This is a genomic window from Nonomuraea monospora (assembly GCF_039531895.1).
Lineage (GTDB): Bacteria > Actinomycetota > Actinomycetes > Streptosporangiales > Streptosporangiaceae > Nonomuraea > Nonomuraea monospora.
Genome location: NZ_BAAAQX010000002.1, coordinates 193,653 through 216,571, shown reverse-complemented (window position 1 = coordinate 216,571; position 22,919 = coordinate 193,653). Strand labels below are relative to the sequence as shown.

Here is a 22,919-nt window from a genome sequence, read left to right as displayed (position 1 = left end):
TTTCCGGCGCGGCTCGGGCGGCGTACGACTGCGGGAGTACGGCGGGGTGTCGTCCCGCGTGGGATGTGACCGGAAGGGGTGCCGAAGGAGCATTTCCGGCATGACCTCCTCGAACTCCACACCGGCGCCGCGTCGCTGGATCGTCTGGTCGCTGCGGGTGACGGCCACCGCCCACCTGACGGGCGTGCTCGCGCAGGCCGCGCTGGCCGGGCTGTTCGTCACCGGCGACGTCGACCTGCTGACCTGGCACCGCAACAACGGCGGCGTCACCCACAGCGTCCTGTACCTGCAGCTTCTCGCCTCCGTGCTGCTGTGGCGGCCCGGGAGGGGAGCGTGGTGGCCGGCGGTGGCCGGGGTTGGGCTGGTGGTGCTGGAGACCGTGCAGGTGATGCTCGGCCAGGACCGGGTCATCGCGGGGCACTTCCCGCTCGGGATGGCGATCTTCGGGCTGTCGGCCGTCTTCACGGCGTGGACGTGGCTGGCCTTCCGCCGGACCGGCGCGGCGGCGGGTGCGGCATGAGCGGCGGGCGCGGCATGGGCGGCTTCGGGCGTGGCAAGGGCGGCGGGTACGGCATCAGCGGCGTCGGGCGTGGCGTGAACCGTGGAGCGAGAGGGGTCTCGCGGCGGGCGTTCCTCGGTGTGCTGGGCGGGGCCGCGCTGGCCGCCGCCGGGTGCGGTGGCGGGTCCGAGACGGCGGGTGAGCTCCTGGCGAGCAGGGCGCGCCTGCCCGAGCCGTTCACCGTGCCGCTGCCCATCCCCGAGGTGGCGCGGCCGGTGAGCCCCGGCCGGTACGAGGTGACGCAGCGGGTGGCGGCCGTGGAGATCCTTCCCGGGCTGCGCACCGAGGTGTGGGGGTACAGCGGCACCTTCCCCGGGCCCACGTTCGAGCTGCGGCGCGGCAGCCCCGCCGTGATCGGGGTACGCAACGAGCTGCCCGTGCCGACCTCCACCCACCTGCACGGCGGCGTCACCCCGCCCGGCTCGGACGGCTACCCGACCGACCTCGTCGTCCCCGCCGGATACTCCTCGGCGCACGGGCATCCGGGGGAGGTGCTGCACCCGGTGGTCAAGGACTATCGCTATCCGGTGGAGCAGCGGGCGGCCACGCTCTGGTACCACGATCACCGGATGGACTTCACGGCGCCGCAGGTGTGGCGGGGGCTGGCGGGGATGGTGCTGGTTCGGGACGAGGAGGAGGACGCGCTGCCGCTGCCCCGGGGTGAGCGGGAGCTGCCGTTGATGATCTGTGACCGGTCGTTCGAGGAGGACGGCTCCTTCCGCTACCCGCACACCGCACACAGCACGGGCGCGGGCGGGCACAGCGCAGGGACGCACGGCGCAGGGACGCATGGCATGGGCGGGGGCGCGCACGGGCTGGACGACGGCACGCACGCCCTCGACCCCGACTACCTGGAGGGTGTGGAGGGCGACGTGATCCTGGTCAACGGCGCCCCCTGGCCGGTGGCCGAGGTGACGGCCGCGCGGCACCGCCTGCGCCTGGTGAACGCCTCCAACGCCCGCAGATACCGCCTGACCCTCTCCCCGAAGGCCCGCTTCACCCAGATCGGCAGCGACTCCGGCCTCCTGGCCGCCCCCATCGACCACGACACGATCACCCTGGCCCCCGGCGAGCGCCACGACGTCATCGTCGACTTCTTGAACTACCCGCCCGGCACCCACGTCACCCTGCTCAACACCCTGTCGAACGGCCCGCAGGGAAAGGTGATGCGCTTCGTGGTCACCAGGCGGGAACGCGACGACACCGCCGTCCCCGCCACCCTGTCCCGCCCGCCCCGCGCCCCCCGCCCCGTCACCACCCGCACGTTCGACTTCCGCAGGACGAACGACTCGTGGACCATCAACGGCCACCGCTACCAGCCGGGCGTCCCGCTGGCGAGCCCGCGCCTGGGCACCGCCGAGGTCTGGCGGCTGACCAGCGACTTCCACCACCCCGTGCACGTGCACCTGGCCCACTTCCAGGTCCTGGCCAGGAACGGCAGGCGGCCGGACGCCACGGACGCGGGCTGGAAGGACACCGTGGACGTGCGCCCGTACGAGGTGGTGGACGTGCTGGCCCGCTTCGACGGCTACCGTGGCCGCTACATGCTGCACTGCCACAACCTCGAACACGAGGACATGGCGATGATGGCCGATTTCGAGGTCGTCTGAGCCCTCCCGATCATCCCGGCGAACTACTAAGTTGATCCCATAGGGGACATTCATCGGATGACATGTGCCCCCTCGTCTGATGGAGCTAGGAGCACGCATGCAGATCGTACGGTTCACCAGCCCTCTGACCAGCAGCGATGCGGTGGGAGTGGATGACGGTGAGCAGGTGGTGGAGCTGTCGGGGATCACCAGTGTGGGCGAGCTGCTCCGCCTGTCCTCCGATGAGCTGCGGGAGCGCTGCGCGTCCGCGGACGGGACGCCGCACCCGTCCGGCTCCGTGCCGCTGCTGCCTCCCGTGGACGGCCGCATGGAGGTGTGGGCGGCGGGCGTGACGTACCGGCGGTCGCGGGAGGCGCGGGTGCTGGAGAGCGAGCGCGCCGCCGACGTGTACGAGCTGGTGTACGACGCCGAGCGGCCCGAGCTGTTCTTCAAGTCGGTGGCGTGGAAGGTCGCCGGCCACGGCGGGCGCATCGCGGTGCGCGAGGACTCCGAGATCGACGTGCCGGAGCCGGAGCTGGGCCTGGTGCTGAACGCGTCGGGGGAGATCGTCGGCTACACGGTCGTGGACGACGTCAGCTCCCGCACCATCGAGGGCGTCAACCCGCTCTACCTGCCGCAGGCCAAGATCTACCTGGGCGGCTGCGCGGTCGGCCCGGCGATCAGGCCCGCGTGGGAGGTCGCCGACCCGTACGCGCTGGACATCTCGCTCAGCATCGCCAGGGCGGGGGAGACCGTGTGGGACGGCAAGGCCAGCACCTCCCAGCTCAACCGGCGCCTGGACGACCTGGCCGGATACCTCTACCGCGCCGACGTCTTCCCCGACGGCGCCGTCCTGGCCACCGGCACCTGCCTGGTGCCGGACCTGCCGTTCACGTTGCAGGACGGCGACACGGTGACGATCGGCATCGGCGAGATCGGCACCCTGTCGACCACGGTGGTGAGGGGCGTGCCGGGCCTGTCGGTATAAAGGGCGGATGAATCTCCAGCAGCTCCGCTACGTCGTGGCGCTGGCCGAGGAGCTCAACTTCGGCCGCGCCGCGCTGCGTGAGGGCGTCCGGCAGCCGCCGTTCAGCCAGCAGATCGGCAAGCTGGAGGAGGAGCTGGGCGTGCGGCTGTTCGAACGTACGACCAGGCAGGTGCGGCTCACCGCGGCGGGCGAGGCGTTCGTCGCGGAGGCGCGCACCAGCCTGGCGCACGCCGAGCTGGCCGCCGAGGCGGCCAGGCGGGCGGGCAGGGGCGAGGCGGGGCGGCTGGCCATCGGGTTCGTCGGGTCGGCCACGAACCTGACGCTGCCGCGCGTGCTGCGCCGCTTCCGCGCCCGCTACCCGGGCGTCCAGGTCGAGCTGCGCGAGCTGACCACCGCGCAGCAGGCCGAGGAGCTGCGGCAGGGGCTGCTGGACGTGGGGCTGCTGCACGCGCCGCTGGCCGGGCCCGCCGCCGAGGTGCTGTCCACCCGCACGGTGGCGCGCGAGCTGCTGCTCGCCGCGCTGCCCAGCGGGCATCCCCTCGCCTCCCGGACGCCCCTGCTGGCGGCGGCGCTGGCGGAGGAGCCGTTCGTGATGTTCCCCCGCCGGTACGGGAGCGCGTTGTACGACCAGATCACCGGGGTGGCCAGGGCGGCCGGGTTCGAGCCGGTGATCGTGCAGGAGGCCGTGCAGATGCAGACGATCGTGGGGCTGGTGGCGGCGGGGATCGGGGTGTCGATCGTGCCGGAGTCGGTGGCCCGGCTGCGGCGCGGGGACGTGGTGTTCCGGCCGCTCGCGCCGGCGACCAGGGTGGTCACGCTGGACGTCACCTGGCGGACCGGCGACGCCAACCCGATCGTGCGCAACTTCCGCGACCTGTTCCCCGCCACCGCCTGAACTTCTCGGAAGTGATGCACCGCCTGCCGGGAGGGGGCCTCCTGCCCGGCAGGCGGGGGTCATCGGGCGCTCACCAGGGGGACGGCGCCGGCGGCGGGACGACCGGCGGGCGGTCGTCGCAGGTGATCGTGTTGGGCAGCAGCCAGGGCGCCAGCCACCCGCCGTCGTTGCCCCCGAGGTCGGTCAGCGAGAACTCCGAGCCGCCGGCGGGGAACCCGAACGAGCCGCAGTTGTTCACCCCGACCGCTCCCACGTTCCGCGCGTCGACGTTCTCGAACGTGGCCGACCCCTTCACCCGGGCGCTGACCACGGAGGTGCCGGCGCCGTCCACCCGGATGTCCTTGAAGTGCACGTTCGTGATCGCGTACAGGTCCTTCACGGACCACTCGCTGACCAGCATGATCGCGTTGTAGGTGTTGTCGAGGAAGTCGTTGCCCGTCACCCGGACGTCGGCGGCGATGTCCCGCTCCAGCGCGTAGAACCAGATGGCGCCCAGCCCGATGTTCCAGTTCAGCTCGTACGTGCCGGCCCGCACGGTGGTGTTGCCGGTGATGTCCAGCCGCCCGGCGAACGGCTCGGCGCCGAAGCGGGAGCCCACCTGGAGCGCGCTGCCCTCCCTGATCGGGTCCGCGACCAGGTTGTCGGACACGGTGTTGTCGGTGCCGCCGTAGATCGCGATGCCGTTGGCCAGGACGGGCGTCTGCACGGTGTTGTGGTCGAACGTGTTGCCCGTGTTGGCGCTCTTCTCCGACCACATGGCCATGGCGTCGTCGCCGCTGTTGCGGATGAAGGTGTGCGACACGACGGAGCCGGAGACGCCGGTGTGGAAGTTGATGGCGTCGGCGATCTGGTCGACGATGATGTTGCCGGTGACCCGCAGGTTCGTCATGGGGCCGTCGAACCACATGCCGACCTTGGTGTGCCGGATGTGCAGCCGCTCGATCGTGGAGTCGCTCATCGCGCCGCCGACGCCGTTGACCTGGTCGGTGTCGATGCGCTCGCGTACGTCGCCGTCGATCGCGAAGTCCGACAGGTGCACGTCGCGGCTGCCGCCCTCGGCGGCGGGCCTGCCGTAGAAGCCGACGCCCGTGTGCACGGAGCCGTCGGGCGCGGGGCTGGGCAGGGCGACCTCGCGGCCCTTGATGATCGTGTACCAGTTGCCCGCGCCGGTGATCGTCACGTCGTCCACGACGATGTGCCGGTTCACCTGGTACGTCCCCGGCGGGATGTACACGGTCAGCCGCTTGCGCTTGGCGTACGCGATGGCCTTGTCGATCGCCCCGGCCGAGTCGCGCCGCCCGGTGGGGTCCGCGCCGAACGCCAGCACGTCGGCCGCCCGCGGCACCACCTTGGGCGGGCCGACCAGCTCGGAGTCGAGCAGGTCGATGACCGTCCACTCGGCCTTGCTGCCCGCCGGGACCGTCAGCCGCACCCGATCGCCCGCCCGGTAGGTGCGGCCGAGCAGCAGGCGCTGCTCGTCGTAGAAGTGGCTGGGCCGGAACGGCTTGGCGATCACCGGGGCCGGGGTGGTCGCGCTGGGCACGCACGCGCACTCGGTGATCCACCAGTCGGGGTGCAGCAGGTCGGCGCCCGGGTCGTTGGAGAAGGGGTACTGGTTGTAGAGCCAGGAGTACTGCGAGGTCAGCGTCATCGTGGTGCGGCGCCCGCCGTTGACGGTGACGTCGAGGGGCGCGGTGATGCCGCCTCCGCCGGGGGCGTCGGGGATGCTGTAGCGCACGGTGATCGCGTTCGTCCTGGCGGGCAGGGTGAACTCGACGTGCTGTCCGGGCGTCAGCTTCACCGCCTTGCGTCCCGAGGCTTCGGCGGGCAGCGTGTACGCGCTGCGGTCAGGCCCGATGACCGTGCCGTCGGTCGCGGCGTTCTCCGCCTCCTGCTCCGCGAACGCCACGGCGGCGCCCCGGCCCGCGACCAGCGCCGGATCCAGCGCGGCCCGCGTCACGACCGGCGCTCGGGCGGGGGAGTCGGCCAGCGCGGGCGGCGCCATGAGGCCGCACGCCACAGTGGCGGCGAGGAGCGCCGCCGCGAGGGCGGAGCGGAGAGAAAGCGCCGCAGTGCCGGCGGAGCGGGGAGGGCGCGCCGCGGTGTCGGCGGAGCGGGGAGGGCGCGCCGAGGTGAGGGCGGAGCGGGGCATGCGTGCTCGTTTCTCTCGGGGGGTGAGGCGACATTAGGCCCCCCGCACACCGCTCCACAAGGCCCTGTGAACTACTTTCAGCCTTAGCTCAAATTCTTGCGTCAAACACGCAAGGCGTTGCGTCACTTGCGGCGACGAGTGACAACGGCAGCCCGCCGCACGGATGCACCTCGAACCCCGCCTCCCCCCGGAACACCGACCCGCCGATCCACTTGGCGGTGTTCGACGCCACGATCCGCCCCGCCGCGCTGATCACGAACGCGGGCACCGGCACCTCGCGCAGCACCGGCCCGACCGCCCCCTCGAACCGCCGCACGAACACGTCCGCCGCCGCCACCCCCACGAACGCGCCCCCGGCCAGCACCGGCACCGACAGCGTCAGGCTGTACTCGTCGGTGCACAGGTAGTCCACGTACGGGCCGCAGATCGTCCGCTCCGCCCCCTCGCTCGGCCCCGCGTACCACTCCCAGTGCGTGTAGTCGTAGAACGCGCTGCTGGCCGGGTCGAGATCGCGCAGGAGCTGCACCGGCGTCCCCGACGGATCGTCCTGCCACCACTCCAGATACCACGGCGCGTCCACCAGCAGCCCCGGCGCCGCGATGAACCCGATGCCCGCGATGAGCCCGCCGAGATGACGGAACAGGGCGGGCCGCAGCGTCGCCAGATCCCCCGTGGCCAGCGGCCGCCGCGTCCTGGCGAGCGCGGCCGTGCGGTCGCGGACCTCGTCCAGGACGGTGAACACGCCCTGCACCGTCTCGCCGATCCGGGAGACGGCCCGGCCGACGCGAGCGGCTGTGGTGGTGGAAGTCGAGGGCTGGGGCATCGCGCGCTACCTCCGTGCCTGTGGTCGCGCCCGGCGCGGCTCGCGAACTCACGGGCCGCCGCGCGGTCAGGCGTCCGCCAGCCGCAACCGCAGCTCGATCAGCCGTTCTATCGCGTCGAGCACATGCTGTTCAGCCAGGTCACGAGCCAGGCCGGGGTCTCCGCGGCGGATGGCCTCGGCGATGGCGCGATGCTGGGCCGTTGCCTCATCGTGCCTGCCAGGCTCGTCGTACGGAAGCCAGAGCAACGGCCCGATGTCGGCCTGTAACCGGATCTCCTCCTGAGTGAGTCGTGCCGACTGCGAGGCCGCCGCCACCTCGACGTGAAACCGCCCGTCCAGACGTCGCAGCCCGGCCCTGGCCCCAGCACTGAGCCCACCGCCCGTGAGGTGCGCCATGGCGTCCAGCGTGCGCCACAGGGGCGCCAGGTCGCCAGGCAGTGCCCGCCCCGCCGCGAGCCGGGCGGCGGCGCCGGCGATGGCCGCGTAGTGGTCGCCCAGGTCGCGCAGCTCGTCCACGGTGAAGGCGCGCAGCCGTGCCCCCAGCTCGGGCGGCTCGCTCGGCGTACGCACGAAGCTGCCGCCACCCCGCCCCCGCCGCGTCTCGACGAGCCCCTGCTGCCGCAGCGCCATGAGCGCCTCCCGCAGGGTGACGGTGGAGACGCCGAGCAGCGCGGCCAGCTCGGCCTCGCTGGGGAGCTGCTCGCCGTCGGCCAGGAGGCCGAGCGCGATGGCGTCGGAGAGGCGGCGCACGACCGCGTCCACCCGGCCGGTGCCCCCCACGGGCGCGAACACGGCCAGGTGGGCTCCCCTCGTCGCCATGCCCCCACCTCTTCCAGCGTTAACGACATTGATACAGGAGACGCCCTTGTCGCGAAACCTTTGAAACCATATGTTTTAGGTTATGCCAGGCAGCGAGACAGCCGTCGGCTTACGCGGGCTGCGCAAGGAGTTCGGGCCGGTCACGGCCGTTGACGGGATCGATCTGGAAGTCCGGGACGGCGAGTTCTTCGCGATGCTGGGCCCCTCGGGCTCGGGCAAGACCACGGTGCTGCGCATGATCGCCGGCTTCGAGCCGCCCACTGCCGGGACGGTCGAATTGGGCGGCAGGGACGTCACCCGGCTGGCCCCGTTCGAGCGCGACGTCAACACCGTCTTCCAGGACTACGCGCTGTTCCCGCACATGAACGTGCTGGCCAACGTCGAGTACGGCCTGCGCGTGAAGCGCGTGCCCAAGGCCGAGCGGCGCGAGCGGGCCGTGTCCGCGCTGCGCTCGGTGCGGCTGGAGGGTTTCGAGGACCGCCGCCCGGCCCAGCTCTCCGGCGGGCAGCGGCAGCGGGTGGCGCTGGCCAGGGCGCTGGTCAACCGCCCGCGCGTGCTGCTGCTCGACGAGCCGCTCGGCGCGCTCGACCTCAAGCTGCGCGAGGAGATGCAGGTCGAGCTGAAGGAGTTGCAGCGGGAGGTCGGCATCACGTTCCTGTTCGTCACGCACGACCAGGAGGAGGCGCTGACGATGAGCGACCGGGTGGCGGTGTTCGACCGGGGGCGGATCGAGCAGGTCGGCACGCCCGCCGAGGTGTACGAGCGGCCCGCCACCGCGTTCGTGGCCGGGTTCGTGGGGACGTCGAACCTCATCTCGGGCGCCGCCGCGGAGAAGATCCTCGGGCGCTCCGGCACGTTCAGCGTGCGCCCGGAGAAGCTCCGCGTCGTGTTCGGCGAGAACGGCTTAGCAGGAGGGGAGTTCGCCGTGGCCGGGGCGGCAGAGCCCGACGGGCTCGCCGTGACCGGCCCCGGCGAGCACTCGGCCACCGGGACGGTCGCCGAGGTCGTCTACGCCGGCGCCGCCACCAGGTTCGTCGTGGACCTCGACGCCGGCGGGCGGCTGATCGCCCTCCAGCAGAACCTCCAGGTCTCCTCCATGGAGGTGACGGGCCTGAGAGGCGCCCGCGTCCGGCTCGTGTGGCAGCGGCGCCACGAGTTCGCGATCAAGTAGCGATCACCCAGGAGAGAAGGCAATGCGACGGATCGGATCAGCCCTCGCAGCGGCGGCCCTCGCGCTCGTCACCGCCTGCGGCGGCGGCGCCCCCACGACGACGACCGCCCCCGCCCCAGGCCAGAGCGGGTTCGTCCCGCCGCCGCTGCAGCCCCAGCGAGCCCTCGGCACCGGCGAGGGCCAGGTCAACCTGGTCGCCTGGGCCGGCTACGTCGAGGACGGCAGCAACGACCCGAAGGTCGACTGGGTCACCCCGTTCGAGCAGGAGACCGGCTGCCAGGTGAACACCAAGGTCGCCGGCACCTCCGACGAGATGGTCACGCTGATGCGGACCGGCCAGTACGACGCCGTCTCGGCCTCGGGCGACGCCTCGCTGCGCCTGATCGCGGCCGGCACCGTCGCCCCGGTCAACACCAGCCTGATCCCCAACTACACCGACGTGTTCGACGGCCTGAAGAGCAAGCCGTGGAACTCCGTGAACGGCGTCCCGTACGGGGTCCCGCACGGCCGCGGCGCGAACCTGCTGATGTGGCGCACCGACACGGTCAAGCCCGCCCCCGACTCGTGGAGCGTCGTCTTCGACCCGGACTCGCCGTACAAGGGCAGGATCACGGCGTACGACTCGCCCATCTACATCGCCGACGCCGCCCTCTACCTGATGGCCACCAAGCCCGACCTCGGCATCAAGAGCCCGTACGCGCTGGACGACAAGCAGTTCCAGGCCGCGGTGGACCTGCTCAAGCAGCAGAAGCAGCTCGTCGGCGAGTACTGGTCTGACTACACCAAGGAGATCCAGGCGTTCAAGAGCGGCGACTCCGTCGTGGGCACCACCTGGCAGGTCATCGTGAACGTGGCCAAGAGCGAGAAGGCCCCCGTGGAGGCCGTGCTGCCCAAGGAGGGCGCGACCGGCTGGTCCGACACGTGGATGGTGGCGGCCAAGGCGGCGAACCCGAACTGCGCGTACCGGTGGCTCGACTGGATCATCTCGCCGACCGCGAACGCGCAGGTCGCCGAGTACTTCGGTGAGGCCCCGTCGAACGCCAAGGCGTGCGAGGAGACCGCCGACCCGAACCACTGCGAGACCTTCCACGCCACCGACGAGGAGTACTTCTCCAAGATCCACTACTGGACCACCCCGATCGCCCAGTGCCTCGACGGCCGCACGGACGTCACGTGCAAGGACTACGCCGAGTGGACGCGGGCCTGGACGGAGATCAAGGGTTGACGCGCGTCGCCGCCTTCCTGCACCGCAGGGCGGGGGTACGCCTGTCGCTGCTGCTGTCGGCGCCGCTGGCGTGGCTGGGGCTGGCGTACCTGGGGGCGCTGGCGGCGCTGTTCGTCACCGCGTTCTACTCCGTGGACACCTTCACCGGGGAGCTGACCAGGACCTTCACCTGGGTCAACTTCCGCGACCTGGTCACGGGGGAGGTGTACAGGACGATCGTGCTGCGCTCGGTCGGGGTGGCGCTCGCGGTGACGGTCGTCGACCTGGTGGTGGCCTTCCCCATGGCGTTCGCGATGGCCAAGCTGGCCTCGCCGCGCTCGCGGCGCTGGCTGGTGATCGCGGTGCTGACGCCGCTGTGGGCGAGCTACCTGGTCAAGGCGTACGCGTGGCGCGTGATGCTGTCGTCCGGCGGCCTGCTGGGCTGGGGCTTCGGGCTGACCGCGACGGTGCTGACGCTGGCGTACCTGTGGCTGCCGTACATGATCCTGCCCATCTACGCGGGCCTGGAGCGGCTGCCGGGCTCGCTGCTGGAGGCGGCGGGCGACCTCGGGGCCAGGTCGTGGCGGGTGTTCAGGACGATCGTGTGGCCGCTGACCTTCCCGGCCGTGATCGCCGGGTCGATCTTCACGTTCTCGCTGTCGCTCGGCGACTACATCGCCGTCAAGATCGTCGGCGGGCGCAGCCAGCTCATCGGGAACGTCGTCTACGACAACATCGGCGCGGCCAACAACCTGCCGTTCGCCGCGGCCGTGGCCACCGTCCCCGTCGTCGTCATGCTCGGATACCTCGCGGCCGTGCGCCGCACCGGCGCGCTGGAGAACCTGTGAGACTGTCCCGGCTGTCCAGACTGCTGCTCCGGCTCGCGCTCGCCGCCGGGCTGGCCGTCATCTACGTGCCGCTGGCCGTCGTGCTGCTCAACTCCGTCAACGCCGACCGCACCTTCGGCTGGCCGCCGTCCGGGCTGACGCTGCGCTGGTGGGGCGCCGCCTGGGCCTCCTCGGGGGTGCGCGACGCGCTGTGGACGTCCGTGCGGGCCGGGCTCGGGGCGACCGCGATCGCGCTGGTGCTCGGCACGATGGCGGCCTTCGCCGTGCAGCGCTACCGCTTCTTCGGGCGCGAGACCGTGTCACTGGTGATCATCCTGCCCATCGCGCTGCCGGGCATCGTCACGGGCATCGCGCTGAACAACGCCTTCCGCACCGTGCTGGAGCCGTTCGGCGTCGGGCTCGGCCTGTTCACGGTGGTCGTCGGGCACGCCACGTTCTGCGTGGTGACCGTCTACAACAACGTGCTGGCGCGGCTGCGGCGCACGGGCGCGAGCCTGGAGGAGGCGTCTGCCGACCTCGGGGCGGGACCGTTCACCACGTTCCGGCTGGTCACGTTCCCGATGATGCGGTCGGCGCTGCTGGCGGGCGGGCTGCTGGCGTTCGCGCTGTCGTTCGACGAGATCATCGTGACCACGTTCACCGCCGGGGCCGGGGTGCGGACGCTGCCCATCTGGATCTTCGAGAACCTCTTCAGGCCGAACCAGGCGCCGGTGGTGAACGTGGTGGCCGCCGCGCTCATCGTGGCCTCGGTGGTGCCGATCTACCTGGCCCAGCGGCTGTCGTCCGACGTGGGCGCGCACTGACCTTCATGCGGGATCGGGCACCTGGGCGGCCTGCTCGCGCAGCCGCCTGGCGCGGCGGCGCAGGCTCTCGGCGGTGGCCAGGCAGTCGTCCTCCAGGTCGTCCAGCTCGCGGCGCAACCTGAGGATCTGGGTGAGGAAGCGCTGCGCGGCCGGGCCGCGCCAGAACGGCTCGCAGTCGGCCGGGCGCGACGGGATGCCCTCGAACGTGTCCGGCAGCGCTCTGGCGTAGCGCAGGAAGGTGACGGCCAGCGCCTCCTTGTCGGCGGCCTCGCGGAGCAACTGGTCCTTGGTCGGCATCGTCAGCCGCCGATGGCCCGGACGTTCGCCCACGCGCGCTCGCGCAGGCCCTCCGCGCCCACACCCGGCTTGAGCGCCTCGTCCAGGGCTGGTCGCAGGGCGGGGGAGCCGGTGGTGAGGAGGGCGGCGGTCTCGTGCGGGTGCTCGGCCAGGAACTGCTGGAACGCCAGGGGGTTGGCGGTGTAGGCCGTGATCAGGCCGTCCAGCTTTTCGGCCGGGTGGTCTTTCAGGAGGGTGACCGCCACGTGGTTGAGCACCGCGCCGGACTGGGGGGCCAGGGAGATCAGGGCGGTGAGGGACCGGGGCGGGGCGGTGTCCAGCATGGCGTGCCAGTCGTCGCCCAGGCGGCCGGTGCGCTCGGCGCTGGCGAAGGCCCGGGCCAGAAGCGCGGGGGAGGAGCCGGACATGTCGGGCGGACTGGCGGGCGCGTCCACTGAGCCGGGCGCGTCCACCGAGCCGGGCGTGTCCACCGAGCCGGGCGTGTCCACCGAGCCGGGCGCGTTCACCGAGCCGGGCGCGTCCGTCACGACGCTCAGGACGCGCGTGAAGGCGTCCGGGCCGAGCGCCGTCAGGAGCGCCGCCGCGAAGGCCGGGTCGCCCACCTTGCCCGCCACACCCGAGACGGCCCGCTCCACCGCGGCGACGTCGATGGGAGCGCCGGGCGCCGCGACGGCGGGGCCGCCGAGGGAAGCGCGGATGACGCCCGCAGCCTGCTCGGCCTCCCGCCGCGCCTCGGACTCCTCGCCGAACGGGAAGACCGCCGTCAGCATCCCCCGCTCCCGAACCGCCACAAGCTGCTCAACGGTGTCGATCCGCCACTTCAGATCATGCTGGGACTCGTCGAGAAACGCCCACGCGCGACGCAGAGCCGTGCTGCCCTGCCGGCCCGCCCAGTCCGGGCCCGCCTCGGCGATCGCCGCGTCGAGCCCGGGCCGCGTCCTGCCCAGGACCGCCTTCACCGCCTCCATCCGGCGGATCAGCTCAAGAGCACCGCGGGGGTCGATCCCCACCAACTCCCCCATGAACCCTCCAATGAGGTCACCAGGCGGGAGTCAAGCACACCGACCGCACCGGAGGAGACCCGTTTGCCAGAACGGGAATCGCCCCAGTAGGCGGGCCGGGACGCGTCAACCGGTGGTCTCTTTCTCGAAGGAGCTCAGCGTGGGGTCGTAGTCCAGCTCGCCGATGTCGTACATCGGCGTCATCCAGTGGTAGAAGTTGTCGCCGCGGTCGCGCAGCAGGTCGTACAGCCTGCGCATGAGGCGGCGGCGGACGGGCGCCAGCTCCGGGTGGGTGTAGCGGTTGCTCAGCTCGTGCGGGTCGGCGTGCAGGTCGTACAGCTCGTTGACCGACTCCGGGTTGACGACCAGCTTGTAGCGGTCGTCGCGGATCATGCGCTGCGGGTAGGGGAAGTGGTGGCCGTGGAACTCGGCGAGCAGCTCGCCCGGCCACTCGGGGTGCTCGCCGCGCACGAGCGGCACCAGGCTGCGGCTGTCCACCGCCGGCTTCGGGTCGCAGCCCGCCAGCTCCAGGATCGTCGCCGTGCAGTCGGTCAGCGTCACGAACTCGTTCCTGACCTGCGGCGCCTCGCCCGGGACGCGGACGATGCCGCAGATGCGGTAGATATCCTCGTACATCGCCGGGCCCTTGTCGTGCAGCCGGTGGGCGCCGGTGAACTCGCCGTGGTCGGAGGTGAAGAACACCGACGTCTGGTCCGTCAGGCCCAGCTCGTCCATGCGGTCGAGGATGCGGCCGATCTGCTGGTCGATCAGCGTCACGTAACCCCAGTAGACGGCGATCAGCTTGCGGGTGACCTCGATCGGGATCGTGTCGAACGTCCAGTGGTCGCTGTAGTTGCGCTGCACCGGCGGCTTGCCCTCGAACGTCTCCGCGATCGACGCCGGCAGCTCCACCAGACCGGGGTCGTACATGTCGAAGTACTCGTCAGGCAGCAGGTACGGCAGGTGCGGCCCGAAGAAGTGGGTGGCCAGGAAGAACGGCTTGCCGTCCGCCGCGTACCGCTCCATCAGCTCGATCGCCCGGTCCGCCAGGTAGTGCTCGAACGTGGCCTCGACCGGCTGGTGCAGCCGCGCGGCGAGCAGGTTGCCCTGGTTGCCGTTCGGCGTGGTGCCCCTGATCAGGTCCGAGATCCGGTACGGCGGCAGCCCCCGCTCCTCCAGGTACGCCAGGTAGTCGGGGTGGTCCACCGGGTTGTGCCAGCCGGGCAGGTCGGGCCCGTCGAAGCCGTAGGAGGCGGCGTTGCGGCTGGTCCCGCCGTGCCACTTGCCGATCAGCCCCAGGTTGTAGCCGCGCTCCTTCAGCGCCTCGGGGAAGGTGAAGGCGTCCTCGCGCAGGTCCTCCAGGTAGCCGACGTTGCGCTCGTAGTTCGCCAGCAGCCGGTGCCTGAACGGGGCCTGCCCGGTGAGCAGGCTGGCCCGCGCGGGCGTGCAGATGGCCGTGGGCGTGTAGAACCGATCGAACCGCGTACCGGTGGCGGCCAGCCTGTCGAGGTTGGGCGTGGCCACGTGCGGGTTGCCGTAGCAGCCCAGGGTGTCGACGCGGTGCTGGTCGGTCATCAGGAACAGCAGGTTCACTTCGTGAAGGCCTTCGTGTAGAGGTCACCGGTGTAGTACGTGGCGGGGTCGGGCTTCGTCTTGAGCTGGCCCGTGCTGACGAAGAAGTCGCCCAGGCTGTTGAGCCACTTGGCCACGGTGCCGTCCTTGGTCTTGTTGACCAGGTCCTCGGTGGTCATCACCTTGACGTTGGCCGCGTCGGCCTTGACCTTGGCCGCGTCCAGCTTGAGCAGCGACGCCGCCTCGGTGATCGACTCGTCGTAGTGCGCGGCCCGCCAGTCGTTGGCCTCCTGCAGCACCTTGATCACCTTGTTGGTGAGCTCGTCGTTCACCTTGGTGCCGCCCACGAAGGCGGTCGGGAACGAGCTCTCCGGCCACTCCTTGGTGCTGGCCAGCTCGACCAGGTCCGGCACCTTCCCCTTGATGTTGTCGATCAGCGGGTACCAGATGCCGGCCGCGTCGATCTGCCCGGCGACGAAGGCCGAGACGACGGTGGCCGGGTCCATGGGCACCTTCTCGATGTCCGAGGCGCTCAGGCCGGCCTTCTGCAGGGCCAGGTTGAGCACCATGTCGCCGGAGGTGCCCTCGGGCACGCCGACCTTCTTGCCCTTCAGGTCCGCGATGGACTTGATCCCGGGCCGGCCGATGACGCGGTCGGCGTAGGCGAGCGTGTTGATGGCGACGACCTTGGCCTTGCCCGTCGCGGGCAGCCACATGGCGCCCGGGCCGATGTAGCCGAAGTCGAGGTCACCGGCGCCGAGCGCCTGGATCTGGAGCGGTCCGTTCGTGAAGACCTTGATCTCGGGGGTGAGCCCCTGCTTCTCCCACAGGCCCTGCTTCTCGGCGATCGCGAGCAGGCTCGCGCCGTTGTAGTCGCTGATGTAGCCGAACCGGACCGTGGAGCCGTCGTCGGAGCAGGCGGTCACGGAAAGTGCGAGCAGGCTCACCGCCGTGGCGGCCGTCAGGGCGCGGCGAAGAGAACGCATGGCGGATCAGTCCTTTCTGGGAGGTTTTACTTAGGCCGCGGGTACGGCCGGAGCCTGGTGGTAGACGGAGTGCCAGACCTCGTTGCGGATGTCCCCGAACTCGGGCGACAGCCGCATCTCCTCGGTCCTCGGGTACGGCAGGTCCACGTCGATGACCCTGTGCAGCCGGCCGGGCCTGGCGGCCATCACGATGACGCGCCTGGCCAGGTAGACGGCCTCGTCCACGTCGTGCGTGATGAACATGACGGTGCGCTGGTCCTTGCTCCACGTGTCGAGGAGCTGGTCCTGGAGCTGCACCCGGGTCAGCGCGTCGAGCGCGCCGAACGGCTCGTCCATGAGCAGCACCTGCGGGTCCACCGCGTACGCGCGGGCGATCGCGCAGCGCTGCTTCATGCCGCCGGACAGCGTCTTCGGCAGCGCGTCCGCGAAGTCGGCCAGCCCCACCAGCTCGATCGCCCGCTCGGCGCGCCGCCTGCGCTCCTCGGCGGGCAGCTCCATGAGCTTGAGCCCGAACTCGACGTTCTTGCGCACGGTCAGCCACGGGAACAGCGCGTACTGCTGGAAGATCACGCCGCGGTCGGGGCCGGGGCCGACGACCGGCGCGCCGTCCACCAGCACCTCGCCCGAGGTGGGCTCGACCAGGCCGGCGGCCATGCTCATCAGCGTGCTCTTGCCGCAGCCAGAAGGGCCCACGACGGTGACGAACTCGCGGTCGGCGATGTCCAGCGACACGCGGTCCAGGGCCGTGAAGGTGTCGCCCTTCATCGGGTACGTCTTGACGACGTCCCTGAACGAGATCTTGGCGTTCATCGGCGCTCCTGCCAGTTGGTGAGGCGGCGCTCGGCGAGCAGCAGCAGGCGGTCCATCAGCAGGCCGAGCACGCCGATGGCGATCAGGCCCACGAAGATCGTGGACAGGTCGTAGTAGAGCTGGGCCTGCTGCATGCGGAAGCCCAGGCCCTCCTGGGCGGCGATCAGCTCGGCGGCGACCAGCGTGCCCCAGGCCGAGCCGAGCCCGACCCGCATGCCGACCAGGATGAACGGCGTGGAGGCCGGCACCACGACCTTGAGGAAGATGGTGCGGTCGGACGCGCCCAGCACGCGGGCCGCGTTGATGAGCGTCCTGTCCACGTCCACGACGCCCTGGAACGTCGAGACGACGCTGGACAGGAACGACGCCAGGAAGATCACGAAGATCTTCGGCACCTCGCCGATGCCCATCAGCACGATGGCCAGCGGGATGATCGCCAGCGGCGGGATCGTCCGGAAGAACTGCACGTACGGCTCCAGCAGGCCGCGCGCGGTGGCGTACCAGCCCATCAGGAAGCCGACCGGGATGGCCAGCAGCGTGCCGAGCAGGAAGCCGATGAGCACCCTGCGCAGGCTGGCCAGCGCGTCCAGGAACAGGGTGCCGTCGGCGATCAGCTCGCCCGCCTTGGCCGCCACCTCCAGCGGCCCCGGCAGTCCCTGCACGCCGATCGTGGCCAGCAACGTCCACACGACCAGGCCGATGACGACGGCGATGAGGTTGAGCGCGATGGCGCGCCGCGAGCGACTGGGGGCGCGCCGGGCGGCCTGCGCCGCCGGCGACTTGCCCAGCGCGGTGAGCTGGGTCATCGAGACTCCTTGTCGGGGATCGGGTCCTCCGCGAGATCCGGGCCGGCCGGATAGCGGGAAAGCAGGGGGGATTCGTGCAGCACCAGGGCGATGCCGCCGAGCGCGCCCGCGACCTCGCCGAGCGTGGCGCGGCGCAGGCTCACCCGGTGCCGCGAGACCGGCATGACGTGGTCGTGCAGCGCCCGCTCGATCGGCTCGACCAGCGCGGGCCCCGTCTCGGCCAGCTCGCCGCCGATCACGATCACACTCGGGCCGATGGCGTTGCACAGGGCCGCCAGCACCTCGCCGATCCTGGCGCCGACGCCGTCCAGCAGGGTGAGCGCCGTCCTGTCGCCCGCGCGGACGGCCTTGACCAGCTCCGCCACGTCCGCCGCCCGGCCGCCCGCGGCGCGGAAGGCGTCCAGCACCGCTCTTATCGAGGCGACGGTCTCCAGGCAGCCGGTGCCGCCGCAGTCGCAGCGGGCGCCGCCCGGCTCCACCGTGATGTGGCCGAACTCGCCGGACAGGCCGTACGCGCCGCGGTGCAGCGAACCGCCGACCACCAGGCCGCCGCCGACGCCGTGGGACAGGCGCAGGTAGAGCACGTCCTGGCCGCCGGCGGCGGCGCCCCAGATGGACTCGCCCAGCGCGGCGAGGCGGGTGTTGTTGTCCAGCAGCACGGGGACGCCGAAGCGCTCCCGCAGCAGCACCTGCACGGGGTGCGGCGCGGCTTCTTCGTCACCCGCGTGCTGGGAGCCGACCACGCCGACCACGCCGACGCCGATCGCGTCGAGCGCGCCCAGCCGCAGCGCGCCCGCGCCGGTACGGGTGCCGGTGAGCGACCCGACGAGCCGGACGGCCAGCTCGACCCGCTCCTTCCACGGCAGGCCGGCGTCGTGCGGCTCGCTGGCCGAGCCGACCACCTCGTGGGCGAGGTTCACGGCGGCGACGTGCAGCGCCCGGCGGGCGAAGTCGATGCCGATGGCCTGGCCCGCGTCGGGGTTGAGGGTCAGCGTCTCGGCCGGCCTGCCACGGCCGCGCGGCGCCTCCTGGGAGGTGGCGGTGACCACGGCGCCGGTGGCGACGAGCTCGGCGAGGATGTCGTAGAGGGTCGTACGGGACAACCCGCAACGCTTGCCCAGCTCGCCCCGGCTGAGGGGGCCGTGCTTGCGCAGCAGGCCCAGCACGAGCTCTTCGTGCCCGCGCCGGAGTTGTGACAGGGGGCCACGGGGTTGTGACATGACGGAGAGTCTGCCGACGCCCGGTGTTTTTCGTCAATAACCCGGAAAAAAACGTACCCGCCCCGAGATTGGCCCTGTGAGCTGCGAGAATAGGCGTATGCGGGGATTCGCGCCACTCGTAACGTTCCCGTAACGGGGTGCCGGTAGTACGCTGTGCTGACCGGCGCCGTCCCGCGCCCGACCTCCTGACCGCGCACCCACGCCGTGCGGCCACGCGGAGGCAGAGGGGATCGATGTCCTCGGGGCGACGTCTCGATCGTGCGGGTTCTCTTCACGGCGGGCCGTGCCGAAGGAGCGTGGGTCCGCGCACGGAGCCGCCGCGGGAGCGCTGCCATGACCGATCACAAGCACCTCAAGCGCCGCGTACGCGAGCGCATGGCCAGGACCGGCGAGTCCTACACCACCGCGCTGCGCCACGTCGCGGGCCGCGCCCGCCGCCACCACCACGAGTCGGCGCTGCTGCGTGACGTGCTGGGCGGCGGACTGTCCGAGGCCATGCTGCTCGGGCTGGGCGGCGGCATCGGGTTCATGTACTTCGTCTTCGAGTACGCCGGACACCCGCCCATGCTGACCGTCGTCGCCCAGGCCCATCCCGAACCGATGATCCCGCTCGCGCTCGCCAGGGCCGGCGTCCCGCACGAGCTGCGCCGGACCGGCTCGGCCAAGGCCGCCGAGCGCAACCTGCGGGCCGCGCTCGACGCCGGGCACCGGCCGATCTGCCGGATCTCCCGCCACCTGCTGCCCTGGCGGGAGACCATGCCCTTCCCCGACCCGGTGGACGTGGCGGTGACCGGCCTGGACGGCGACACCGTGCGCGTGCGGGACGACGGGCCCGGCGAGCTGCCGCTGGCCGCCTTCATGGCCGCCTGGTCCGCACTCCCCAAGACCAAGCACCTGCTCGTCGAGGTCACCGGCCCCGCCACCGGTCAGCCCGACGTGCGCGCGGCGATCACTGACACCGCCGCCAAGCTGACCGGGCCGGTGCTGGGCAACAACTTCGACGTCAACTTCGGGCTGTCCGGGATGCGCAAGCTGGCGGCCCAGCTCGCCGACACCACCGGCAAGCAGGGCTGGACCCGCAGGTTCGCCGATCCCGGGCCGGCGCTCGATCGGCTGGCGGAGTGCCTGGAGGTCGACTACACCGCGCCCGGCGCCACTCGACCCCTCTACGCCGACTTCCTGTTGGAGGCCGAACACGCCGGGTGCGGTGAGGCGGCGGGGCTTTACCGGGAGTGTGGTCGGCAGTGGTCGCGGGTGGCCGCCGCAGCGGCGGCGCGCGAGCCGCTGGCGGAGGTGGCCGCGCTCGTCGCGGAGGCCGTGCTGCTGGAGGAGCGGGGAGCGGAGGCACTGGCCAAGATTTATTGACTTTTGTTTGGATGGTCGCCAAATTAAAGAGCGCGCATGCCGTTCCGAGCCCACCCCCTGGAAGGCGACCATGAGGCGCTTGCCCCCGGTGCTCCTGGCCCTGCTCCTGACCTGCGCGACCCTCGTCGCGCCCGCGCGGGCCGGCACCGCGCCCGAGGTCACCTACGACAAGTACTCGCTGACCGTGGACGGCCGCAGGATCGTGCTGCAGTCGGCCGAGTTCCACTACTTCCGGCTGCCCAGCCAGGAGCTGTGGCGCGACGTGATGGAGAAGTTCAAGGCGGCCGGGTTCAACGCCGTCTCGCTCTACTTCTCGTGGGCCTACCACTCGCCCGCGCCCGGCGTGTACGACTTCAGCGGCGTACGCGACGTGGACCGGCTCCTGCGCACCGCCCACGAGGCCGGCCTGTACGTGATCGCGCGGCCGGGCCCGTACATCAACGCCGAGAGCACCGGCGGCGGCTTCCCCGCCTGGCTCAAGACGGTGCCCGGCCGGGCCCGCAGCTTCGAGCCCGGCTATCGGGAGGCGTACCGCGAGTGGCTGCACAGGATCAACCCGATCATCGCCCGCCACCAGGTCACGGACGGCGGCCCGGTGATCCTCTACAACGCCGAGAACGAGTACCAGGTCAACACCGACGCCTCGTACATGCAGGACATCCAGGACCAGGCCAGGGCCGACGGCATCACCGTCCCGATCACCACCAACGACTGCTGCGACGCGGGAAGCTGGAGCTCGACCTGGGCCACCGGGCCCGGCGCGGTGCAGATCCCCGGCGTGGACGACTACCCGCAGTCCTTCGAGTGCGCGAACCCAGGCCTCTGGGGGCCGTGGGGCGAGGGCCTGACCGAGAAGCTGCGCGACGACATCCCCGTCTTCGCCGCCGAGTACCAGGCCGGGGCCATCGACCTGGGCAACGCCGGGTACGACAAATGCCGCGAGCTCACCGGGCCGGCCTTCATGAAGTTCTTCTACAAGAACAACCTCATCCAGACCGGCGCCACCATGTTCTCCTACTACATGGGGTACGGCGGCACGAACTGGGGCTGGCTGGCCCAGCCCAACGACGTCTACACCTCCTACGACTACGGCGCCGCGATCACCGAGGCCAGGCGGCTCACGCCCAAGTACGACGAGTTCAAGCGCCAGGGCTACTTCCTGGAGGCCGTCGCCCCCATCGCCAAGACCGACGCCCTCACCCCCTCGCCCGCCGTCCCCGCCGGCGCCGCCCTGACCACCGTCGCCCGCGCGAACCCCGACACCGGCACCCAGTTCGTCCTCGTCCGGCACACCGACAGGGCCGCCACCAGCGCCGACTCCGCCACCCTCGACTGGGCCGCCCCCGACGGGCGCTACCAGGTGCCGGTGCAGGTCAAGGGACGGGACGCGCACGTCCTCGTGGCCGGGTACGACCTGGGCGGGCAGCGGCTGGCCGTCTCCACCTCCTCGATCATGACCCACGCCGCCATCGGCGGGCGCGACGTGGCCCTTCTCTACGGCACCGCCGGCGCGCCCGGGGCCACCGTGTTGCGGTATGCGTCGCAGCCGTCGGTCAAGGTGCTCGAAGGGGCGGTGCGGGTCGCGTACAGCGGGGGTGACCTGCGGCTCGACTACGCGCACGAAGGGCTGGCGCGGGTGCTGGTCACGGGTGGCGGGCGGCGGCCCGTGCTGCTGCTCATCGGGACGGACGAGGAAGCGGCGCGCTTCTGGCGGGCCTCGACCCCGGCCGGGCCCGTGCTGGTACGCGGCACGGAACTGGTCCGCTCGGCCACGCTGCGGGGCGACGTGGTGCGGCTGAAGGCGGACACGGCGTCAGGCGCGGCTTCAGGCGCGGCGGCGGCGGGCGAGGTGGAGGTCTTCGCGCCGCCGTCGGTCAAGCGCGTCGAGATCGGCCCGAGCAGCGGCCAGCCTGCGAGCCAAGGCAGCGGTCAGGCTGCGACGCCAAGCAGCGGCCAGTCGGTGGGTGGTGGTGACGTGCCGGTCACGCGCACCGCGAGCGGCTCCCTGCGCGGCGTCACCCGCGCCCCCGTCCCGGCCGATCTGCCCGCCCTGACCGGCTGGCGCGCCCACCCAGAAGCCCCCGAGGCCGCACCAGCCTTCGACGACTCCCGCTGGAAGGCCGCCGACCACACCACCACGACCAGCCCCCACCCACCCAAGACCCTCCCCGTCCTGTACGCCGACGACTACGGCTTCCACAACGGCAACGTCTGGTACCGCGGCCACTTCACCGCCACCGGCACGGAGACCACGATCGACCTGAACGCGATCACCGGTCTGCGCGGCAACTACCTCGTCTGGCTGAACGGCCGCTACCTCGGCTCGGCCGCCGGGGGAGTGGAGGCGGACTCGGGCGACCAGTGGACCCCGCCGAACCCCGACCCGGGCCCCGGCCACTTCGCCGTCCCGGCGGGCGTGCTCAAGCCGGGCGCGGACAACGTGCTGGCCGTCCTGGTCGCCAACATGGGACACAACGACGACTGGATCGCCGACGACCTGCGCTTCAAGCAGCCCCGGGGGCTGGTGGCGGCGTCCGTCAGCGGGACGCCGATCGCGTGGCGCATCCAGGGCACCGCCGGGCTCGACAAGCTGCGCGGCCCGCTGAGCACCGGCGGCCTGTACGGCGAGCGCACCGGCTGGCATCTACCGAAATATCGGGACAAATCGTGGAAGGAGGCCGCTCCCTCCGCCGCCCTGACCCCCGGCGTCACCTGGTACCGGACCTCGTTCGAGCTGGACCTGCCCAAGGGCCAGGACGTCCCGGTCGGGCTGCGGTTCGGCGGCGACCCCTCGCCCGCGTACCGGGTGCTGATCTTCCTGAACGGCTGGAACGTCGGCCAGTACGGCGCCGACATCGGCCCTCAGCGCGAGTTCTCGCTGCCCGCCGGGCTGCTGAACGAGCGGGGGACCAACACGCTGGCCTTGGCCGTGACCGCCGAGCAGCCATCGGCGGGGCCGGGCCCGCTCAGCCTGTTCACCTACGGAAACGTACGCGGCGGGCCCTGATCCA

Annotated in this window: 20 protein-coding genes; 10 read left to right on the top strand and 10 right to left on the bottom strand. The window is 71.7% G+C overall.

From position 1 onward, the window contains the following. The first annotated feature begins 100 nt into the window (after positions 1–100). The 4 genes from ABD331_RS04315 to ABD331_RS04300 all read left to right on the top strand — a co-directional run bounded on the left by ABD331_RS04315 (position 101) and on the right by ABD331_RS04300 (position 4,031). Positions 101–520 (top strand): hypothetical protein, encoded by a 420-nt coding sequence (locus tag ABD331_RS04315; protein ID WP_344470923.1) that lies wholly within the window; start codon positions 101–103, stop codon positions 518–520. Beyond that, the gene (locus ABD331_RS04310; protein ID WP_344470922.1) at positions 517–2,169 is read left to right on the top strand and encodes a multicopper oxidase family protein; all 1,653 of its coding nucleotides are present in this window, start codon (positions 517–519) and stop codon (positions 2,167–2,169) included. Before ABD331_RS04315 ends, ABD331_RS04310 begins: the two co-directional genes overlap by 4 nt. Before the next feature lie 97 nt (positions 2,170–2,266). Next, entirely contained in the window at positions 2,267–3,136 is an 870-nt protein-coding gene (locus tag ABD331_RS04305) for a fumarylacetoacetate hydrolase family protein (protein WP_344470921.1), read from the top strand. Between the two features lie 7 nt (positions 3,137–3,143). Then, positions 3,144–4,031, top strand: a complete 888-nt coding sequence (locus ABD331_RS04300) for a LysR family transcriptional regulator (protein WP_344470920.1) — start codon at positions 3,144–3,146, stop codon at positions 4,029–4,031. A 70-nt stretch (positions 4,032–4,101) separates the two neighbouring features. Here the strand turns inward: ABD331_RS04300 and ABD331_RS04295 are convergent, their stop codons facing one another. The 3 genes from ABD331_RS04295 to ABD331_RS04285 form a co-directional block, all read right to left on the bottom strand. Next, positions 4,102–6,183 (bottom strand): glycosyl hydrolase family 28-related protein, encoded by a 2,082-nt coding sequence (locus ABD331_RS04295; RefSeq protein ID WP_344470919.1) that lies wholly within the window; start codon positions 6,181–6,183, stop codon positions 4,102–4,104. A gap of 88 nt (positions 6,184–6,271) precedes the next feature. Then, the gene (locus ABD331_RS04290; RefSeq protein WP_344470918.1) at positions 6,272–7,006 is read right to left on the bottom strand and encodes a cache domain-containing protein; all 735 of its coding nucleotides are present in this window, start codon (positions 7,004–7,006) and stop codon (positions 6,272–6,274) included. Positions 7,007–7,072: 66 nt separating this feature from the next. Beyond that, positions 7,073–7,825, bottom strand: a complete 753-nt coding sequence (locus ABD331_RS04285) for a FadR/GntR family transcriptional regulator (protein ID WP_344470917.1) — start codon at positions 7,823–7,825, stop codon at positions 7,073–7,075. An 82-nt stretch (positions 7,826–7,907) separates the two neighbouring features. Here ABD331_RS04285 and ABD331_RS04280 point away from each other — a divergent pair, with 82 nt between their 5' ends. The 4 genes from ABD331_RS04280 to ABD331_RS04265 are packed head-to-tail and all read left to right on the top strand — an operon-like array spanning position 7,908 to position 11,851. Further along, a complete protein-coding gene (locus tag ABD331_RS04280; RefSeq protein WP_344470916.1) occupies positions 7,908–8,996 on the top strand; it encodes an ABC transporter ATP-binding protein in 1,089 nt (362 codons plus the stop codon). A 22-nt stretch (positions 8,997–9,018) separates the two neighbouring features. Further along, complete coding sequence (locus tag ABD331_RS04275) at positions 9,019–10,221, top strand: ABC transporter substrate-binding protein (RefSeq protein WP_344470915.1); 1,203 nt, start codon at positions 9,019–9,021, stop codon at positions 10,219–10,221. Next, positions 10,218–11,048 carry an ABC transporter permease gene (locus ABD331_RS04270; protein WP_344470914.1) on the top strand — a complete coding sequence of 277 codons (831 nt, stop codon included), beginning with the start codon at positions 10,218–10,220 and terminating at the stop codon, positions 11,046–11,048. Before ABD331_RS04275 ends, ABD331_RS04270 begins: the two co-directional genes overlap by 4 nt. Continuing rightward, positions 11,045–11,851, top strand: coding sequence for an ABC transporter permease (locus ABD331_RS04265; protein WP_344470913.1), 807 nt, complete (start codon positions 11,045–11,047; stop codon positions 11,849–11,851). The genes ABD331_RS04270 and ABD331_RS04265 overlap by 4 nt, the downstream gene beginning before the upstream one ends. A 3-nt stretch (positions 11,852–11,854) precedes the next feature. On the opposite strand, the gene ABD331_RS04260 is transcribed toward ABD331_RS04265, so the two are convergent. The 7 genes from ABD331_RS04260 to ABD331_RS04230 all read right to left on the bottom strand — a co-directional run bounded on the left by ABD331_RS04260 (position 11,855) and on the right by ABD331_RS04230 (position 18,543). Beyond that, positions 11,855–12,181 (bottom strand): hypothetical protein, encoded by a 327-nt coding sequence (locus ABD331_RS04260; protein ID WP_344470912.1) that lies wholly within the window; start codon positions 12,179–12,181, stop codon positions 11,855–11,857. Beyond that, positions 12,151–13,170, bottom strand: coding sequence for a hypothetical protein (locus tag ABD331_RS04255; protein WP_344470911.1), 1,020 nt, complete (start codon positions 13,168–13,170; stop codon positions 12,151–12,153). The genes ABD331_RS04260 and ABD331_RS04255 overlap by 31 nt, the downstream gene beginning before the upstream one ends. Before the next feature lie 105 nt (positions 13,171–13,275). Further along, positions 13,276–14,742 (bottom strand): sulfatase family protein, encoded by a 1,467-nt coding sequence (locus tag ABD331_RS04250; protein WP_344470910.1) that lies wholly within the window; start codon positions 14,740–14,742, stop codon positions 13,276–13,278. Further along, positions 14,739–15,707: an aliphatic sulfonate ABC transporter substrate-binding protein gene (locus tag ABD331_RS04245; protein WP_344470909.1), complete on the bottom strand. Its 969-nt coding sequence runs from the start codon at positions 15,705–15,707 to the stop codon at positions 14,739–14,741. Before ABD331_RS04245 ends, ABD331_RS04250 begins: the two co-directional genes overlap by 4 nt. A gap of 30 nt (positions 15,708–15,737) precedes the next feature. Next, positions 15,738–16,517 carry an ABC transporter ATP-binding protein gene (locus ABD331_RS04240; protein ID WP_344470908.1) on the bottom strand — a complete coding sequence of 260 codons (780 nt, stop codon included), beginning with the start codon at positions 16,515–16,517 and terminating at the stop codon, positions 15,738–15,740. Beyond that, the gene (locus tag ABD331_RS04235; RefSeq protein WP_344470907.1) at positions 16,514–17,323 is read right to left on the bottom strand and encodes an ABC transporter permease; all 810 of its coding nucleotides are present in this window, start codon (positions 17,321–17,323) and stop codon (positions 16,514–16,516) included. Before ABD331_RS04235 ends, ABD331_RS04240 begins: the two co-directional genes overlap by 4 nt. Continuing rightward, positions 17,320–18,543 carry an ROK family transcriptional regulator gene (locus tag ABD331_RS04230; protein WP_344470906.1) on the bottom strand — a complete coding sequence of 408 codons (1,224 nt, stop codon included), beginning with the start codon at positions 18,541–18,543 and terminating at the stop codon, positions 17,320–17,322. Before ABD331_RS04230 ends, ABD331_RS04235 begins: the two co-directional genes overlap by 4 nt. A 333-nt stretch (positions 18,544–18,876) precedes the next feature. On the opposite strand from ABD331_RS04230, the gene ABD331_RS04225 reads away from it, so the two are divergent. Together ABD331_RS04225 and ABD331_RS04220 are read left to right on the top strand one after the other, a co-directional pair. Continuing rightward, positions 18,877–19,908, top strand: a complete 1,032-nt coding sequence (locus tag ABD331_RS04225; RefSeq protein ID WP_344470905.1) for a BtrH N-terminal domain-containing protein — start codon at positions 18,877–18,879, stop codon at positions 19,906–19,908. Between the two features lie 70 nt (positions 19,909–19,978). Next, on the top strand, positions 19,979–22,915 hold the full coding sequence (locus ABD331_RS04220; protein WP_344470904.1) for a beta-galactosidase: 2,937 nt from the start codon (positions 19,979–19,981) through the stop codon (positions 22,913–22,915). The last annotated feature ends 4 nt before the right edge of the window (positions 22,916–22,919 follow it).

Bases quoted from the DNA above. Each gene is read 5' to 3' on its own strand.
- ABD331_RS04315 (WP_344470923.1), top strand. From the start codon at position 101: ATGACCTCCTCGAACTCCACACCGGCGCCGCGTCGCTGGATCGTCTGG.
- ABD331_RS04310 (WP_344470922.1), top strand. From the start codon at position 517: ATGAGCGGCGGGCGCGGCATGGGCGGCTTCGGGCGTGGCAAGGGCGGC.
- ABD331_RS04305 (WP_344470921.1), top strand. From the start codon at position 2,267: ATGCAGATCGTACGGTTCACCAGCCCTCTGACCAGCAGCGATGCGGTG.
- ABD331_RS04300 (WP_344470920.1), top strand. From the start codon at position 3,144: ATGAATCTCCAGCAGCTCCGCTACGTCGTGGCGCTGGCCGAGGAGCTC.
- ABD331_RS04295 (WP_344470919.1), bottom strand. From the start codon at position 6,183: ATGCCCCGCTCCGCCCTCACCTCGGCGCGCCCTCCCCGCTCCGCCGAC.
- ABD331_RS04290 (WP_344470918.1), bottom strand. From the start codon at position 7,006: ATGCCCCAGCCCTCGACTTCCACCACCACAGCCGCTCGCGTCGGCCGG.
- ABD331_RS04285 (WP_344470917.1), bottom strand. From the start codon at position 7,825: ATGGCGACGAGGGGAGCCCACCTGGCCGTGTTCGCGCCCGTGGGGGGC.
- ABD331_RS04280 (WP_344470916.1), top strand. From the start codon at position 7,908: ATGCCAGGCAGCGAGACAGCCGTCGGCTTACGCGGGCTGCGCAAGGAG.
- ABD331_RS04275 (WP_344470915.1), top strand. From the start codon at position 9,019: ATGCGACGGATCGGATCAGCCCTCGCAGCGGCGGCCCTCGCGCTCGTC.
- ABD331_RS04255 (WP_344470911.1), bottom strand. From the start codon at position 13,170: ATGGGGGAGTTGGTGGGGATCGACCCCCGCGGTGCTCTTGAGCTGATC.
- ABD331_RS04245 (WP_344470909.1), bottom strand. From the start codon at position 15,707: ATGCGTTCTCTTCGCCGCGCCCTGACGGCCGCCACGGCGGTGAGCCTG.
- ABD331_RS04240 (WP_344470908.1), bottom strand. From the start codon at position 16,517: ATGAACGCCAAGATCTCGTTCAGGGACGTCGTCAAGACGTACCCGATG.
- ABD331_RS04235 (WP_344470907.1), bottom strand. From the start codon at position 17,323: ATGACCCAGCTCACCGCGCTGGGCAAGTCGCCGGCGGCGCAGGCCGCC.
- ABD331_RS04230 (WP_344470906.1), bottom strand. From the start codon at position 18,543: ATGTCACAACCCCGTGGCCCCCTGTCACAACTCCGGCGCGGGCACGAA.
- ABD331_RS04225 (WP_344470905.1), top strand. From the start codon at position 18,877: ATGACCGATCACAAGCACCTCAAGCGCCGCGTACGCGAGCGCATGGCC.
- ABD331_RS04220 (WP_344470904.1), top strand. From the start codon at position 19,979: ATGAGGCGCTTGCCCCCGGTGCTCCTGGCCCTGCTCCTGACCTGCGCG.